Below are 15,629 nucleotides of genomic sequence, written 5' to 3' on the forward strand. Positions count from 1 at the left end.
CGCTATGCTCTGCCCAGGAGGTGGACATGCAAATCTATAAAGTGGGTGGTGCGGTACGCGATCGTCTGCTCGAGCGGCCGATCAGCGAGGTCGACTGGGTGGTGGTCGGCGCCAGCGCCGAAGAGCTGCTTGCCCAGGGGTTTCGCCCGGTCGGCGCGGACTTTCCGGTATTCCTGCACCCGAAAACCGGTGAGGAATACGCCCTCGCCCGCACCGAGCGCAAGAGCGGGCGCGGCTACGGCGGCTTCACCTTCCATGCCAGTCCCGAGGTGACCCTCGAGGAGGACCTGCTGCGCCGCGACCTGACCATCAATGCCATGGCCGAGGACGCCGGGGGCCGGCTGATCGACCCCTCCCAGGGCCAGCGCGATCTTCAGGAAAAGTGGCTGCGTCATGTCTCCCCGGCCTTCGCCGAAGACCCGCTGCGGGTGCTGCGCGTGGCGCGTTTCGCCGCCCGCTATGCGCCGCTGGGCTTTCGCGTGGCCCCGGAAACCTTGGCGCTGATGCGCCAGCTCGCCGAGTCCGGCGAGTTGCAGGCGCTCACCGCCGAGCGCAGCTGGAAGGAAATCTCCCGTGCCCTGATGGAGCCACGGCCGGACGTCTTCATCCGGACGCTGCGCGACTGCGGCGCCCTGCGCGAGCTGCTGCCGGAAGTCGATGCCCTGTTCGGTGTGCCGCAACCGGCCGCCCACCACCCGGAAATCGACACCGGCGAACACGTGCTCGCCGTGCTGCGCCAATGCGCCGAGCACGCACAACCGCTGGCCGTGCGCTGGGCCTGCCTCCTCCACGACCTGGGCAAGGGCCTGACGCCTGCCGAGGAGTGGCCGCGGCACATCGCCCACGAACGCAAGGGCCTGAAACCGATACGCGCGGTCAATACGCGCTGCAAGGCCCCGCGCGACTGCCAGGAACTGGCGCTGCTGGTCGGCGAATACCACAGCCACGGCCATCGCGCCCTGGAGCTGCGCCCATCCACCCTGCTCGAGCTGCTGCAGCGCTTCGACGTCTATCGCCGCCCGCAGCGCTTCGAGGAGTTCATCGCCGCCTGCGAGATGGATGCCCGCGGCCGCCTCGGCCTGGAACAGCGTGACTACCCCCAGGCCGGCTACCTGCGCGGCGCCGCCGCTGCCGTCCAGGCGGTGACGGTCCAGCCGCTGCTGGAAAGGGGGCTTGAGGGGGCCGCCCTGGGTGAGGCGCTCAAGCGCGAACGGCTCCGGGCGCTGGAGACCTACAAGGCCGAGGCACTGGGCGAGCCGAGCGATCCTCCGGAAACTCCCCGGCCCTGACGAAACGCGGTATCGATACCGCTCCTGCCGCGGACGCCCCATCCGCGCCGCAGGGGTGCCGCCTGTCCCGCCAGCGACCACTCGGCAGACCGATGAGGAGGCGCAACCCCTCGGGAAATACTTAAAAAATTTTGTATATAAAATAAAAATATAAAAATATATCAAAAAGAGCTATTAAGCTGATTCCCACGAAATGCCACCGGGTATCCCGGGCACGCAGGGAGAATCACCTTATGAACGCCCATGTTGAAGCCTTCTTCGACCCCGCCACCTCCACCTACAGCTATGTGCTGAGCGATCCGCAAACCCGCCAGTGCGCACTGGTCGACCCCGTGCTGGACTACAATCCCGCCGCCGGTCGCACCTCGCACCAGAGCGCCGACCGCCTGATCGCCCACGTCCGCGAGCAGGGGCTGAGCGTGCAGTGGATCCTGGAAACCCACGTGCACGCCGATCACCTCAGCGCCGGCCATTACCTCAAGGAGCGGCTCGGCGGCCAGTTGGCCATCGGCGACCGGATCACCGTGGTGCAGAACACCTTCGGCAAGCTGTTCAACGCCGAAGCGGAATTCGCCACCGACGGCCGCCAGTTCGATCACCTGTTCCACGACGGCGAACATTTCACCGTCGGTGGCATCGAGGCCCGCGCCCTCCACACGCCGGGCCACACCCCCGCCTGCATGACCTACCTGATCGGCGATGCCGCCTTCGTCGGCGACACCCTGTTCATGCCCGACTACGGCACCGCCCGCTGCGACTTTCCCGGCGGCGACGCACGCACCCTGTACCGCTCGATCCACGACAAGCTGTTCCGCCTGCCGGACGCGACCCGCGTGTTCATGTGCCACGACTACAAGGCGCCGGGGCGCGAGGAGCACCGCTACGAAACGACCATCGGCGTCGAACGCACGCACAACGTGCACATCCACGAGGGCATCGGCGAGGAAGCGTTCGTCGCCATGCGCCAGGCGCGCGACGCCACCCTCGACATGCCGACCCTGATCCTGCCCTCGGTGCAGATCAACATGCGTGCCGGAGAATTGCCGCCGGCCGAGAGCAACGGCACCCGCTACCTGAAGATCCCGCTCGACGTGCTCTGACTCCGCCAGGAGGACCCCAGGATGCAACCGATCAAGCGCCTTACCCCGTTCATCGGCGTGGCCGCCCAGCTCGAACCGGCGGACATGGGCCTGCTCGCCGCCAGCGGCTACCGATGCGTGATCAACAACCGTCCGGACAACGAAGGCGAGGGTCAGCCGAGCAGCGAGGCCCTGCGCATCGCTGCCGAAGACTCCGGGCTCGAGTACCACCATTTGCCCGTGGTTTCCCGCAGGATCAGCGACGAAGACGTCGCCGCCTTCCGCGGACTGCTGGACCGGGTCAAGGGTCCGGTCCTGGCCTTCTGCCGCACCGGCACCCGCTCCACCACCCTGTGGGCACTGGCCGAGGCCCACCACCTCGATCCCGATGCCCTGCTGGCGACGGCGAAGGCCGCCGGCTACGACCTCACGGCCCTGCAGCCGCGCCTCGAGCAGCGCTGGCAGAGTCTGCCCAACCAGCCGCTGGCGCCGGCGCAGCTCGCCCATACCCCGCGCTATGACGTGCTGGTGATCGGTGGCGGCGCCACCGGCTGCGCGGTGACCGCCAGCCTGCTCAAGCGCGATCCCGGCCTGCGCATCGCCATCGTCGAGCCGCGCGATCAGCACTACTACCAGCCGGGCTGGACCCTGGTCGGCGCCGGGGTGTTCGACCGCGCGCGCACCGAGCGCGACATGGCCCGCTGCATCCCGGCCAAGGCACAGTGGATCCGCGCCGCCGCCAGCGACTTCGAGCCCGACCAGCAGCAGGTGGTGCTGGAAGACGGCAGCCGCATCGGCTACCGCGCGCTGATCGTCTGCCCGGGCCTGACCCTCAACTGGGACGCCATCGAGGGTGCGCGGGAAACCCTCGGCAAGAACGGCGTGACCAGCAACTACGAGTTCGAGCTGGCGCCCTACACCTGGCAGCAGGTGCAGGCCCTGCGCCACGGCCGCGCGCTGTTCACCCAGCCGCCGATGCCGATCAAGTGCGCCGGGGCGCCGCAGAAAGCCATGTACCTGTCCTGCGACCACTGGCTCAGGCAGGGTGTGCTGTCGAACATCCAGGTGGACTTCTGCTCGGCCGGCGCGGTGCTGTTCGGCGTCGCCGACTTCGTGCCGCCGCTGATGAAGTACGTCGAGCGCTACGGTGCCCACCTCCACTTCAACAACACCCTGGTCAAGGTCGACGGCGAGGCGCACAAGGCCTGGTTCAAGGTCACCGCCGCTGACGGTTCCACCAGCCTGGTAGAGCGCGAGTTCGACCTCCTGCACCTGGTGCCGCCGCAGCGCGCCCCCGAGTTCGTCCGCCAGAGCCCGCTGGCCAACGCCGACGGCTGGATCGAGGTCGACCACGAAACCCTGCGCCACCCGCGCTACGGCAACATCTTCAGCCTCGGCGACGTGTGCGCCGCGCCCAATGCCAAGACCGCCGCAGCGGTGCGCAAGCAGGCGCCGGTGGTGGCCGAGAACGTCCTCAGCGTGCTCGCCGGCCGCGGTCCGCGGGCGGTCTACGACGGCTACGGCTCCTGCCCGCTGACCGTCGAGCGCGGCAAGGTGATCCTCGCCGAGTTCGGCTACGGCGGCAAACTGCTGCCGACCTTCCCCTTCGACCCGCGTGTGCCGCGCCGCCTGGCCTGAGAGCTGAAGACCAAGTGGATGCCGGGCATCTACTTCGACCTGATGCTCAAGGGCCACGAGTGGCTGGCCGAACCCAAACATCTGGACTTCGAGCCGCGCCCGGTGGAATCGCCGGCCGCCTGCGACTTCACCCGGGAGAAAAAGTGATGAAAGAGCGGCTGGCCCGCTACCTGCCGTGCCTGGAGTGGGCACGCCAGTACGATCGCGAGGCAGCGGGCAAGGACGGCCTGGCCGCGGCGATCGTGACCCTGATGCTGATCCCGCAGAGCCTGGCCTACGCCATGCTCGCCGGCCTGCCACCGGTCACCGGGCTGTATGCCAGCATCCTGCCGCTGGTGGCCTATACCCTGTTCGGCACCAGCCGCACCCTGGCGGTCGGCCCGGCGGCGGTGCTCTCGCTGCTCACCGCCAGCGTGCTCGGCCCGCTGTTCGCCGCCGGCAGCGCCGAGTACAACGCCGCCGCCCTGCTGCTGGCGCTGCTCTCCGGCCTGGTCCTGCTGGCGATGGCGGTGCTGCGCCTGGGCTTTCTCGCCAACTTTCTCAGCCATCCGGTGATCTCCGGCTTCATGAGCGCCTCGGGCATCCTCATCACCCTCGGCCAGCTCAAGCACATCCTCGGCATCAGGGCCGACGGCGAGAACGCCCTCCAGCTGCTCGGCGCCCTGGCCCGCGGCCTGCCGCAGACCAACCTGCCGACCCTGGCCATCGGCGTCGCCAGCCTGCTCTTTCTCTATCTGGCGCGCACGCGGCTGAACGGCTGGCTGCGCACCCTTGGCTGCACCGCCAGGGTCGCCGACACCCTGACCCGCACCGGGCCGGTGGTGGCGCTGCTGCTCTCGGTGCTGGTGGTCTGGCTGTTCGAGCTGGGCGCCGCCGGGGTGCGCGTGGTCGGGAGGATTCCCGGGGGCCTGCCGTCGCTCAGCCTGCCGCCGCTGGATGCGGCGCTGACGATGCAGTTGCTGCCGGCGGCGATCCTGATCAGCCTGATCGGCTTCGTCGAGTCGGTATCGGTGGCGCAAACCCTGGCCGCCAAGCGCCGCCAGCGCATCGAGCCGAACCAGGAACTGGTCGGCCTGGGCGGCGCTAACCTGGCTGCGGCGCTGAGCGGCGGCCTCCCGGTCACCGGCGGCCTGTCGCGCTCGGTGGTGAACTTCGACGCCGGCGCGCAGACGCCCATGGCCGGCGCCCTGACCGCCGTGGGCATCGCCGTCACCGTGCTGCTCTTCACCCCGCTGTTCCACAACCTGCCCCATGCGGTGCTGGCGGCCACCATCATCGTCGCGATACTCACGCTGGTGGATCTTGGTGCGCTCGAACGCACCTGGCGCTACTCCAGGCAGGATGCCGCCGCCATGGCGGCGACCATGCTCGGCGTGCTGCTGATCGGCGTCGAGGCCGGCATCCTCGTCGGCGTCGGCCTGTCGCTGCTGCTGTTCCTCTGGCGTACCAGCCAGCCGCACATCGCCGTGGTCGGCCAACTACCGGGCAGCGAGCACTTTCGCAACGTCAAACGCTTCGCCGTGGTGGAAAGCCCGAAGGTGCTGTCGATCCGCGTCGACGAGAGCCTGTACTTCCCCAACGCGCGCTACCTGGAAGACCGCATCGCCGAACTGGTCAGCGAGCATCCGCAGGCCGAGCACCTGGTGCTGATGTGCCCGGGCGTCAACCTGATCGACGCCAGCGCCCTGGAAAGCCTCGAGGCGATCGGCGTGCGCCTGCATGCCGCCGGCATCCAGCTGCATCTCTCGGAAGTGAAAGGGCCGGTGATGGATCGCCTCAAGCGCTCCGACTTCCTCGCGCACTTCGGCGGCCGGGTGTTCCTCAGCCAGTTCGAGGCGCTGGCCGAACTCGACCCGCAGACCACCCGGCGCGCCCTCGGCATACGCGGCCAGGAACGCGCTAGCGGCTCCCTCCCCCATCAATCCACACTGCAGGAAAACGACCATGAAAAGCGCCCATGACCTGGTGGCCGACGCCAAGGCCCGCATCCATGAAGTCGAGCTCGACGCCGCCGAGGCGGCGATCCGCGACGCCGACGTGCTGCTCGACGTGCGCGAGGCCGAGGAATTCCACGCCGGCCACATCCCCGGCGCGGTGAACATTCCGCGCGGCCTGCTGGAGTTCAGGCTCAGCGCCACGCCGGAGCTGTCGTCCCGCGACCTGAAGATCGTCCTCTACTGCAAGACCAGTGGCCGCGCCGCCCTGGCCGCCTGCGCCCTGCAGGACATGGGCTACCTGCAGGTGCAGTCGATCGCCGGCGGCTTCGATGCCTGGAGCACGGCCGGCAAGACAGTGGCCACGCCGAGCCTGCCGACCTTCGAGTAGGGGCCGCGCCCCTACGACCCGGTCGGCAATGCGGGAAAGGCCCGGCTCAGCGCCGGCGGGGTCAGCTGCGCGCCGCGCCAGTGGAAGGAAACCGGCCACAACACCTGCTCGATCCGCGCTTCCTGCCACAGTTCGGCGAAGGTACGCCGTGCGCCCGGATGGCGCCGCTCCGGCACCAGCAGCGCCAGCGGCCAGAGCACGAAGGCGTTCTTCAGGATTTCCGGGCGCGGCAGCAGCAGACCGTCGAAGTTGCCGACCTTGTCGCCGTACATCAGCACGTCGATATCCAGCGGCAGTCCCTTGCGTTCCGGCGCATAGCGGCCATTGTCGGCCTCGATGAACTTGAGCCGGCGGTCCAGCTCGATCAGCGGCAGGTCGGCCTGCCCGGCCACCACCAGATTGTAGAAGGGACCGCTCCTGATCCCCACCGGCAGGCTCTCGAACACCGGCGAGCAGCGCATGTCCTGCAGCAGGCCGGACAGCGCCTCAAGGCCGGCGGTGAGGTGGGCGACACGCTCGATATTGCTGCCGAGCCCGAGCAGCACAGGAGTCAGCGACATCCGCGCTCGATCTCCACGCCGACGCCGGCAGCCGCGGGAACGGCGCCCGGCTTGGTCAGCCGCAGGCGCAGCCAGGCAATCCCGAACTCGGCCATCAGCACGCCGGCCAGGCGCTCGGCGAAGGTTTCCACCAGCTGAAAGCGCGCCTCGCCGGCGAAGGCCTGGATGCGCGCCGCCACCGCCGCATAGTCGAGCGCGCAGGCCAGCTCGTCCCCGGCGGCAGGCGCCCGGACATCCCAGCCGCACTCCAGGTCCAGCCGCAGGCACTGGCGGATGCCGCGCTCCCAGTCGTACACGCCGATGACGGTGTCGACTTCCAGACCCTCGATAAACACTTTGTCCAAATTCATCTCCACGCAGGGCGCCGGGCCCCGCTAGAATCGAGGCGCCCTCACCCCGGATGGATCCCATGTTCTGGCTGCTGGCGATCCTCGCCTACCTGCTCGGCTCGCTGTCCTTCGCCATCCTGCTCAGCCGCCTGAGCGGCCGCCCGGACCCGCGCGCCTGCGGCTCGGGCAATCCCGGCACCACCAACATGCTGCGCCTCGCCGGCAAGCGGATAGCAGCGCTCACCCTGCTCGGCGATCTGTGCAAGGGCCTGCTGCCGGTGCTGATCGCCCAGCATGCCGGCCTCGGCATCCAGCAGCAGGCCTGGGTCGGCCTGGCCGCGGTACTCGGCCATCTGTATCCCCTGTATTTCAACTTCCGCGGCGGCAAGGGCGTGGCCACCGCCGCCGGAATGCTGCTGGGCCTCTATCCACCGGCGGTGCTGCCGGCGGTCGCCGCCTGGCTGCTGGTTTTCGCCCTCACCCGTACCAGCTCCCTCGCCGCCCTGACCGCCATTCCGTTCTGCCTGCCGCTGCTGGCCTGGCGGCAGCCCGAGGCCCTGTTGCCGATGCTGCTGCTCTACGGCGTGATCGTCTGGCGCCATCGCCGCAACCTGCTTGACCTGTTCGCCGGCCGGGAGCGGCATTTCTGACGCGACGCCGCCGGTTCAGAGCGCCGGCAGGCTCTCCATCGGCCAGCGTGCATGGACCTGGATCGCCGGCCCGTCCTGCTGGCCGGCGAGCAGACGCTGGCAGCCGGCATAGGCGATCATCGCGCCGTTGTCGGTGCAGAAGCGCGGCCGCGCGTAGAACACTTGGCCATCCAGCTCGCCGAGCATCTGCTCCAAGGCCGAACGCAGCGCCTGGTTGGCGCTCACCCCGCCGGCGATCACCAGACGCTTGAGGCCGGTCTGCTTCAGCGCCCGCCGGCACTTGATGATCAGCGTCTCCACCACCGCCTGCTGGAAGGCCAGGGCGATGTCGCGGCGCGACTGCTCGCCGTCGTCGCCGCCTGCCTGGCAGTGCTGCCAGGTATTCAGGGCGAAGGTCTTGAGACCGCTGAAGCTGAACGCCAGGCCGGGCCGGTCGGTCATCGGCCGCGGGAAGACAAAGCGCCCCGGCCGGCCATCCTGCGCCAGGCGGGCGATCTCCGGCCCGCCGGGATAGCCGAGGCCGAGCAGCTTGGCAGTCTTGTCGAAAGCCTCGCCGGCGGCGTCGTCCAGCGACTCGCCGAGCAGCTGGTAGCGGCCGATGCCGTCGACCTGCACCAGCTGGGTATGCCCGCCGGAAACCAGCAGGGCGACGAAGGGAAACTGCGGCGGCCGCTCTTCCAGCATCGGCGCCAGCAGATGGCCTTCCATGTGGTGCACGCCGAGCGCCGGAATCCCCCAGGCCAGCGCCAGCGCCTGGGCGCAGGAAGCGCCGACCAGCAGCGCGCCGACCAGGCCGGGGCCGGCGGTATAGGCGATGCCGTCGATGTCCCCGGCGCGGCAGCCGGACTCGTCAAGCACCTGACGCAACAGCGGCAGCATGCGCTTGACGTGATCCCGCGAGGCCAGCTCGGGCACCACCCCACCATAGATGCGGTGCAGATCGATCTGGCTGAACAGCGCATCGGCCAGGAGGCCGCGCTCGCTGTCGTAAAGCGCGACGCCGGTTTCGTCGCAGGAGGTTTCCAGCCCCAGAACGAGCATGGGTTCGACCTTTATTAGCCAGGAAAATCGAGGGGCGCATGATAATCGCCGACCACCCCGCAGACCAGCGCTTTTCGAGCCGCGGGCTTTGCATTGGCCACGGCAAATGAGGTAACATCCGCAGCCCTTGAGAATCGACGTTCTCCCGAGCCGAGTCCGGAGAGGGCGTTCACCACCGGTCAATAGTTAAGGTAGCCCTGGATGCCCGCCGTCAAAGTTAAAGAGAACGAACCCTTCGACGTAGCCCTGCGTCGCTTCAAGCGCTCCTGCGAAAAAGCCGGCGTTCTGGCCGAAGTTCGCAGCCGCGAGTTCTACGAGAAGCCCACTTCCGAGCGCAAGCGCAAGGCCGCCGCCGCCGTCAAGCGCCACGCCAAGAAAGTGCAGCGCGAGCAGCGCCGCCGCGAGCGCCTGTACTAAGCTGCAGCAACGCTTCGCCGCTCCTGGAAAGCCCGGTCGAAAACCGGGCTTTTTGCATTTCCGGAGCCACCCGGCACCCGCCCGAACCGGAAACCCCATGGCCGGACTGATCCCCCAAGGCTTCATCGACGACCTGCTGAACCGCACCGACATCGTCGAGGTGGTCGGCTCGCGCGTCCAGCTGAAGAAGACCGGCAAGAACTACAGCGCCTGCTGCCCCTTCCACCAGGAAAAGACCCCCTCCTTCACCGTCAGCCCGGACAAGCAGTTCTACTACTGCTTTGGCTGCGGCGCCGGCGGCAACGCGCTGGGTTTTCTCATGGACCACGACCACCTGGAGTTCCCCCAGGCGGTCGAGGAGCTGGCCAAGCGCGCCGGCCTCGAGGTGCCCCGCGAGGAACGCGGCGGCGACCGGCAGCCGCGCCAGAGCGTCGACTCGCCGCTCTATCCGCTGCTGGCTGCCGCCGCCGACTACTACCGCCAGGCCCTGAAGAGCCATCCGGCGCGCCAGGCCGCCGTCGACTACCTGAAAGGGCGCGGCCTGTCCGGCATCATCGCCCGCGACTTCGCCCTCGGCTTCGCCCCGCCCGGCTGGGACAACCTGTTCAAGCATCTGGGCGGCGACGCCCTGCAGCAGAAGGCGATGATCGACGCGGGCCTTTTGATCGAGAACGCCGAGACCGGCAAGCGCTACGACCGCTTCCGCGACCGGGTGATCTTCCCGATCCGCGACAGCCGCGGCCGGGTCATCGCCTTCGGCGGCCGGGTGCTCGGCGACGACAAGCCGAAGTACCTGAACTCCCCGGAAACCCCGGTGTTCCACAAGGGCCAGGAACTCTACGGCCTGTTCGAGGCGCGCCGGCACAACCGCGACCTCGACGAGATCATCGTGGTCGAGGGCTACATGGACGTCATCGCCCTGGCCCAGCAGGGCCTGCGCAACGCGGTGGCGACCCTCGGCACCGCCACCAGCGAGGAGCACCTCAAGCGCCTGTTCCGCCTGGTGCCCAGCGTGCTGTTCTGCTTCGACGGCGACCAGGCCGGACGCAAGGCCGCCTGGCGCGCCCTCGAGGCCACCCTGCCAAGCCTGCAGGACGGCCGCCGGGCGCGCTTCCTGTTCCTGCCCGAGGGCGAAGACCCGGACAGCCTGGTGCGCGCCGAAGGCCGCGAGGCCTTCCTCGCCCGCCTGGAGCAGCAGGCCCGGCCGCTGGCCGACTACTTCTTCCAGCAACTGGCCGAGGAAGCCGATCCGCGCAGCCTGGAGGGCAAGGCCCACCTGGCGACCCTCGCCGCCCCGCTGATCGAGAGGGTTCCCGGCGCCAACCTGCGCACCCTGATGCGCCAGCGCCTCGCCGAGATCACCGGACTGAGCGGCATCGTCCCGACGCCCACGGCCGGCCAGACTCCGGGCGAGCATCCGCCACACGCGGAAGATGCCTACTACCAGACCGAGCCCAGCCACGCCGACTACCCGGACCTCGCCGACCCCGGGCGTCCTGCCCGCGGCAAGGGCCAGTGGAAGGAGCCAGGGCGCAACGGCTACCGGAAAGGCCGCGGCGACTTCCCGGCACGACCGCGCACCGCAGTCAGCGTCGAGCCGCCCAACCTGAGCGCCCTGCGCACCCTGCTGCAGCATCCGCAACTGGCGCAGAAGGTCGCCGATGCCAGCCATTTCGCCAGCGAGGACGACACCTACGCCCAGTTGCTGGTCGCCCTGCTCGAGGCCCTGCAGAAAAACCCGCACAGCAGCAGCCTGCAACTGATCGCCCGCTGGCACGGCACCGAACAGGGCCGACTGCTGCGCGCCCTGGCGGAAAAGGAATGGCTGATTTCGACGGACAACCTTGAACAACAGTTTTTCGACACTATAAATACATTAGCGGCACGGCAGCGCGAGCGTGGTATCGAACAACTGCTTCGCAAAGCCCGCCAGAGCGAATTGAGCGCAGAAGAGAAGGCTCGCCTGCGCGACCTGCTCAGCCGCCACGCATCCCCCGCCCCCCCGACCTCAACTGGCGCGTAAGGTCAAGCATCGGCTATAATATTCAGCTTTTCAGCCCGCCAGAACATTCAGTGGATAGGGTGTCATGTCCGTAAAAGCTCAACAGCAGTCCCGCATCAAAGAGTTGATCGCTCGCGGCCGCGAACAGGGTTACCTGACCTACGCCGAGGTCAACGACCACCTGCCGGAGGATATTTCCGATCCGGAACAGGTGGAAGACATCATCCGCATGATCAACGACATGGGGATCAACGTATTCGAAAGCGCCCCGGATACGGATGCCCTGTTGTTGGCCGAAGCCGACACCGATGAAGCCGCCGCCGAGGAAGCCGCCGCCGCCCTGGCGGCGGTGGAAACCGACATCGGCCGGACCACCGACCCGGTGCGCATGTACATGCGTGAAATGGGTACCGTGGAACTGCTTACCCGCGAAGGCGAGATCGAGATCGCCAAGCGCATCGAGGAAGGCATTCGCGAGGTGATGGGCGCCATCGCCCACTTCCCCGGCACCGTGGACAGTATTATCGCGGAATACCAGCGCGTCGCCAGCGAAGGCGGCCGCCTGTCCGACATCCTCAGCGGCTATATCGACCCCGACGATGACTCGGCGGTACCCGCCGAGGCCGAGGTCCCCGTCGATCTCAAGAGCAAGAGCGCCGCGGCGCCGGCGTCCGACGACGAAGAAGAGGAAGAGGGCGAGGGCGACAGCAGCGAGGAAGAGGAAGGCGACGGCGGCCCCGATCCGGAAGTCGCCCGCCTGCGCTTCGGCGCCGTCGCCGAGCAGCTGGACAGGGCCCGCGAGATCCTCCAGCAACATGGCCGCGGCAGCGCCCAGGCCATGGAAGAGCTGCAGGCGCTGGCCAGCCTGTTCATGCCGATCAAGCTGGTGCCCAAGCAGTACGACGCTCTGGTCGACCAGGTGCGCGACTCCCTGAGCCGTGTGCGCACCCAGGAACGTGCGATCATGCAGCTGTGCGTGCGCGATGCGCGCATGCCGCGTGCCGACTTCCTCCGCCAGTTCCCCGGCAACGAGGTCGACCAGGACTGGGTCGACTTCCTGGCCAAGGGCAAGACCAAGTACGCCGAAGCCCTCGGCAAGCTGGCCGACGACATCAAGCAGTGCCAGCAGAAGCTGATCGACCTCGAGCAGGAAGTCGGCCTGACCATCGCCGAGATCAAGGACATCAACCGTCAGATGTCCATCGGCGAAGCCAAGGCCCGCCGCGCCAAGAAGGAAATGGTCGAGGCCAACCTGCGCCTGGTGATCTCCATCGCCAAGAAGTACACCAACCGCGGCCTGCAGTTCCTCGACCTGATCCAGGAAGGCAACATCGGCCTGATGAAGGCGGTGGACAAGTTCGAATACCGCCGCGGCTACAAGTTCTCGACCTACGCCACCTGGTGGATCCGCCAGGCGATCACCCGCTCGATCGCCGACCAGGCGCGCACCATCCGCATTCCGGTGCACATGATCGAGACCATCAACAAGCTCAACCGCATCTCCCGGCAGATGCTCCAGGAGATGGGCCGCGAACCCACGCCGGAAGAGCTGGGCGAGCGCATGGAGATGCCCGAGGACAAGATCCGCAAGGTCCTCAAGATCGCCAAGGAACCGATCTCCATGGAAACCCCGATCGGCGACGACGAAGACTCGCATCTGGGCGACTTCATCGAGGACTCCACCATGCAGTCGCCGATCGACGTGGCGACCGTGGAAAGCCTCAAGGAAGCCACCCGCGAAGTGCTGTCCGGTCTCACCGCCCGGGAAGCCAAGGTGCTGCGCATGCGCTTCGGCATCGACATGAACACCGACCACACCCTCGAGGAGGTCGGCAAGCAGTTCGATGTGACCCGCGAGCGCATCCGCCAGATCGAGGCCAAGGCCCTGCGCAAGCTGCGCCATCCCTCGCGAAGCGAACACCTGCGCTCCTTCCTCGACGAGTGACAGCAAGACCCCCGGCCCGCCGGGGGTCTTGCTTTCCAGCTGTCGGCCGGACAGCGGACACCCTTATACTGAGAGCCTGCGCAGCCCCCAACGACACGACGCCATGCACGGACCCGACGCCAGCAACCTGCTCGAACGCCTGGATGCGCTCACCCAGGCCGCCCTGCTGCAGGGTTTCCACCAGCGCCAGCTGGTCGAAGGCGAACTGCTCGGCAGCCCGAACGGCGAGCGCGACAGCGTGTTCATCGTGCGCAGCGGGCGCATCCGGGTATTCCTCGCCTTCGAGGACAAGGAATACACCCTCACCTTCCTCGAAGCCGGCGGCATCTACAGCACCCACAGCCAGGCCTATGTCCAGGCCGTGCGCCCGAGCGAGGTGCTGATGGGCGACACCGTGCAAACGATGGCCACCCTCCGCTCGCTGCCGAGCGCCGTGCCGGCGATCATCCGCGTGCTCGGCGCCACCCTCGACAACTGCATGCGCATCATCGAGGACCTCGCCTTCCGCGACGTCGAGGGCCGCCTGGCGCGCTTCCTCGACGGCATGCTGGCGCGCAAGGGCCGTCCCCACCAGGGCAGCCTGCGCCTCGAGCTGGACCTCAACACCGAAGACATCGCCCAACTGCTCGGCACCACCCGCCAGACCGTCTCCTCCCTGCTCAACCGGATGGCCCGCGAAGGCATCCTCAGCCGCGCCGGCAACGGCGTCTTCGACATCCACGACGCCGAACGCCTGCGCGCCCGCAGCCAGTAGCCAGTAGCCGGGCAAGCTGTCTGCTGGCTGACAGACAGCCCTCCCCCCGCTTTCTAGCATGAACGCTCCAGATACCCGCTCGCCGGAGGAACGTTCATGATCACGACGACCTATCGCAGCATCTGCGGCGAAGAATCCCTGCCCTACATCGACTGCGACCGCTGCATCCGCACCCTCTATGCGCGGATCCAGCACTACCTGCAGCAGGACCCGGGCGACTGCCCGATCTGCACCTATTTCCGCGAGAAGATCGGCTCGCGCGACGGCAGCGAGAGCGATGCCCGCCTGCTGCTGCACGCCCAGGTGAACGTCGTCTACGAACTCTTCGCCCGCCACGACGACCGAGAAGCCCTGGCCCTGCTGGAACGGGTCGAGGACGACTGCTGCTGATCGCGCCGTGAAACCGGTTCGCAACGAATGCCGGCTTTTCCGCTCCCGTCGCTTGGCGCGGGCGGAAAGCCGCCGCTATAATCCGCCGGCCTTCTGGGGGCCTGTAGCTCAGTCGGTTAGAGCAGAGGACTCATAATCCTTTGGTCCAGGGTTCGAGTCCCTGCGGGCCCACCAATTAAATCAAAGGATTGTGCTCTTGGCTTTTCCTTAAGGAGCCCACGGGTTAACACCAAAGCCGGATTTCCGTTGTTCATGGGCACCAGCCGCTCAACAAGCCTTTCATACAGCGCGACCATCCCATCTGCACTCGGTCATCACCTTCGTCGGTAGTACCGTCAAGACGCCCATGCTGGCCAACGAGACCGAGGGGGCGCTCTGCGTCGCGGTGGACTCGGCAGCGTCCGGCGTCGGGTCCTACGCAGGAGTATGGAAATCATCTGAAATGCATCGGCTTCGCTTCTAGATATTCAGTCCCACCATGTGGTGGCCTGGAGCAGCAGTTGGCCGCCTTCCTCGACTGGTTCGAGGCTAGCCGCAGCGATAGCGGCCTCAACCCGCTGCTGCGCGCCGGTATCGCGCATTTCTGGTTCGCCACCCTGCACCCTTTCGACGACGGCACTGGTCGCCTGACCCGCGCCATCACCGACCTAGCGCAGGCCCAGGCCGAGCGGCACGATCCGCTTCCATACCATGTCGGCCAGCATTCTCGACGACCGCCGGGGTTATTACCGTATCCTCGAAAGCAGCCAGAAAGGCACCGTCGATATCACCGACTGGCTCGACTGGTTCCTGCAGACACTCCTGCGCAGCCTGCAGCAGGCCCTGCAACGCATCGACCGCATACTCGGCAAGGTGCGCTTCTCGCTGCAACACCGCCAGCAGGTGCTGTCCGCCGAGCAGAGCAAGGTGCTCAACCGTCTGCTCGACGGCGGCGAGAAGGGCTTCAATGAGGGCATCAGCGCTGCTCAGTACCAGGCGGTGGCCAGGGTCTCCAAGGCCCGCCCCCGTCACCTAGCCGACCTGCTCGACAAGGGCTGCCTCGTCCGTCTGCCCGGCGGCAGGCGCAGCACCCGTTACCAGATCAACTGGTCCGCATCCGCCATGGCCAATACACGCCTAGTGTTATGACACAGCTAAATCTGCGTCATGCATAATGTCGGCATGGAACATTACAGAATCATCCTCAGTCCTCAAGAAAGAGCGCGGTTGC

At 67.5% G+C, this 15,629-nt stretch carries 13 protein-coding genes, 1 tRNA gene and 2 pseudogenes; 13 read left to right on the top strand and 3 right to left on the bottom strand.

The window, feature by feature from the left end; genetic code table 11:
• The first annotated feature begins 26 nt into the window (after window positions 1-26).
• From EV691_RS18685 to EV691_RS18705, 5 genes and pseudogenes are all read left to right on the top strand, one after another.
• On the top strand, window positions 27-1,289 hold the full coding sequence (locus EV691_RS18685; protein ID WP_131299114.1) for a multifunctional CCA addition/repair protein: 1,263 nt from the start codon (window positions 27-29) through the stop codon (window positions 1,287-1,289).
• A 233-nt stretch (window positions 1,290-1,522) separates the two neighbouring features.
• Window positions 1,523-2,389, top strand: coding sequence for an MBL fold metallo-hydrolase (locus EV691_RS18690; protein WP_131299112.1), 867 nt, complete (start codon window positions 1,523-1,525; stop codon window positions 2,387-2,389).
• Window positions 2,390-2,410: 21 nt separating this feature from the next.
• Window positions 2,411-4,153 (top strand): annotated as a pseudogene (locus tag EV691_RS18695) (bifunctional protein tyrosine phosphatase family protein/NAD(P)/FAD-dependent oxidoreductase).
• Window positions 4,153-5,967 carry a SulP family inorganic anion transporter gene (locus EV691_RS18700; RefSeq protein WP_131299110.1) on the top strand — a complete coding sequence of 605 codons (1,815 nt, stop codon included), beginning with the start codon at window positions 4,153-4,155 and terminating at the stop codon, window positions 5,965-5,967. Before EV691_RS18695 ends, EV691_RS18700 begins: the two are co-directional and overlap by 1 nt.
• On the top strand, window positions 5,951-6,331 hold the full coding sequence (locus tag EV691_RS18705) for a rhodanese-like domain-containing protein (protein ID WP_039801505.1): 381 nt from the start codon (window positions 5,951-5,953) through the stop codon (window positions 6,329-6,331). The genes EV691_RS18700 and EV691_RS18705 overlap by 17 nt, the downstream gene beginning before the upstream one ends.
• A gap of 11 nt (window positions 6,332-6,342) precedes the next feature.
• Here the strand turns inward: EV691_RS18705 and folK are convergent, their stop codons facing one another.
• Both folK and folB read right to left on the bottom strand, forming a co-directional pair.
• Window positions 6,343-6,891 carry a 2-amino-4-hydroxy-6-hydroxymethyldihydropteridine diphosphokinase gene (gene folK / locus EV691_RS18710; protein ID WP_131299108.1) on the bottom strand — a complete coding sequence of 183 codons (549 nt, stop codon included), beginning with the start codon at window positions 6,889-6,891 and terminating at the stop codon, window positions 6,343-6,345.
• On the bottom strand, window positions 6,882-7,235 hold the full coding sequence (gene folB, locus EV691_RS18715) for a dihydroneopterin aldolase (protein ID WP_039801501.1): 354 nt from the start codon (window positions 7,233-7,235) through the stop codon (window positions 6,882-6,884). The genes folK and folB overlap by 10 nt, the downstream gene beginning before the upstream one ends.
• A 65-nt stretch (window positions 7,236-7,300) precedes the next feature.
• Here folB and plsY point away from each other — a divergent pair, with 65 nt between their 5' ends.
• Complete coding sequence (gene plsY, locus EV691_RS18720; protein ID WP_131299106.1) at window positions 7,301-7,870, top strand: glycerol-3-phosphate 1-O-acyltransferase PlsY; 570 nt, start codon at window positions 7,301-7,303, stop codon at window positions 7,868-7,870.
• A gap of 15 nt (window positions 7,871-7,885) precedes the next feature.
• Here the strand turns inward: plsY and tsaD are convergent, their stop codons facing one another.
• On the bottom strand, window positions 7,886-8,911 hold the full coding sequence (gene tsaD / locus EV691_RS18725) for a tRNA (adenosine(37)-N6)-threonylcarbamoyltransferase complex transferase subunit TsaD (protein ID WP_131299104.1): 1,026 nt from the start codon (window positions 8,909-8,911) through the stop codon (window positions 7,886-7,888).
• Window positions 8,912-9,112: 201 nt separating this feature from the next.
• On the opposite strand from tsaD, the gene rpsU reads away from it, so the two are divergent.
• From rpsU to EV691_RS18760, 7 genes and pseudogenes are all read left to right on the top strand, one after another.
• Complete coding sequence (gene rpsU, locus EV691_RS18730; protein WP_010795989.1) at window positions 9,113-9,328, top strand: 30S ribosomal protein S21; 216 nt, start codon at window positions 9,113-9,115, stop codon at window positions 9,326-9,328.
• A 97-nt stretch (window positions 9,329-9,425) separates the two neighbouring features.
• Window positions 9,426-11,351: a DNA primase gene (gene dnaG, locus EV691_RS18735; RefSeq protein WP_131299102.1), complete on the top strand. Its 1,926-nt coding sequence runs from the start codon at window positions 9,426-9,428 to the stop codon at window positions 11,349-11,351.
• A 64-nt stretch (window positions 11,352-11,415) separates the two neighbouring features.
• On the top strand, window positions 11,416-13,275 hold the full coding sequence (gene rpoD / locus EV691_RS18740) for an RNA polymerase sigma factor RpoD (protein ID WP_131299100.1): 1,860 nt from the start codon (window positions 11,416-11,418) through the stop codon (window positions 13,273-13,275).
• Between the two features lie 103 nt (window positions 13,276-13,378).
• A complete protein-coding gene (locus EV691_RS18745; protein WP_131299099.1) occupies window positions 13,379-14,029 on the top strand; it encodes a Crp/Fnr family transcriptional regulator in 651 nt (216 codons plus the stop codon).
• Window positions 14,030-14,125: 96 nt separating this feature from the next.
• Window positions 14,126-14,419, top strand: coding sequence for a N(2)-fixation sustaining protein CowN (cowN, locus tag EV691_RS18750; RefSeq protein ID WP_089166994.1), 294 nt, complete (start codon window positions 14,126-14,128; stop codon window positions 14,417-14,419).
• A 97-nt stretch (window positions 14,420-14,516) separates the two neighbouring features.
• Window positions 14,517-14,593 (top strand) — tRNA-Ile (locus EV691_RS18755).
• A 299-nt stretch (window positions 14,594-14,892) separates the two neighbouring features.
• A pseudogene (locus EV691_RS18760) lies at window positions 14,893-15,547 on the top strand (Fic family protein); the annotation flags it as partial.
• Window positions 15,548-15,629 lie beyond the last annotated feature (82 nt).

The sequence above is a fragment of the Azotobacter chroococcum genome (assembly GCF_004339665.1).
GTDB classification, from domain to species: domain Bacteria; phylum Pseudomonadota; class Gammaproteobacteria; order Pseudomonadales; family Pseudomonadaceae; genus Azotobacter; species Azotobacter chroococcum.

Bases quoted from the DNA above. Each gene is read 5' to 3' on its own strand.
- EV691_RS18685 (WP_131299114.1), top strand. From the start codon at position 27: ATGCAAATCTATAAAGTGGGTGGTGCGGTACGCGATCGTCTGCTCGAG.
- EV691_RS18690 (WP_131299112.1), top strand. From the start codon at position 1,523: ATGAACGCCCATGTTGAAGCCTTCTTCGACCCCGCCACCTCCACCTAC.
- EV691_RS18700 (WP_131299110.1), top strand. From the start codon at position 4,153: ATGAAAGAGCGGCTGGCCCGCTACCTGCCGTGCCTGGAGTGGGCACGC.
- EV691_RS18705 (WP_039801505.1), top strand. From the start codon at position 5,951: ATGAAAAGCGCCCATGACCTGGTGGCCGACGCCAAGGCCCGCATCCAT.
- folK (WP_131299108.1), bottom strand. From the start codon at position 6,891: ATGTCGCTGACTCCTGTGCTGCTCGGGCTCGGCAGCAATATCGAGCGT.
- plsY (WP_131299106.1), top strand. From the start codon at position 7,301: ATGTTCTGGCTGCTGGCGATCCTCGCCTACCTGCTCGGCTCGCTGTCC.
- tsaD (WP_131299104.1), bottom strand. From the start codon at position 8,911: ATGCTCGTTCTGGGGCTGGAAACCTCCTGCGACGAAACCGGCGTCGCG.
- rpsU (WP_010795989.1), top strand. From the start codon at position 9,113: ATGCCCGCCGTCAAAGTTAAAGAGAACGAACCCTTCGACGTAGCCCTG.
- dnaG (WP_131299102.1), top strand. From the start codon at position 9,426: ATGGCCGGACTGATCCCCCAAGGCTTCATCGACGACCTGCTGAACCGC.
- rpoD (WP_131299100.1), top strand. From the start codon at position 11,416: ATGTCCGTAAAAGCTCAACAGCAGTCCCGCATCAAAGAGTTGATCGCT.
- EV691_RS18745 (WP_131299099.1), top strand. From the start codon at position 13,379: ATGCACGGACCCGACGCCAGCAACCTGCTCGAACGCCTGGATGCGCTC.
- cowN (WP_089166994.1), top strand. From the start codon at position 14,126: ATGATCACGACGACCTATCGCAGCATCTGCGGCGAAGAATCCCTGCCC.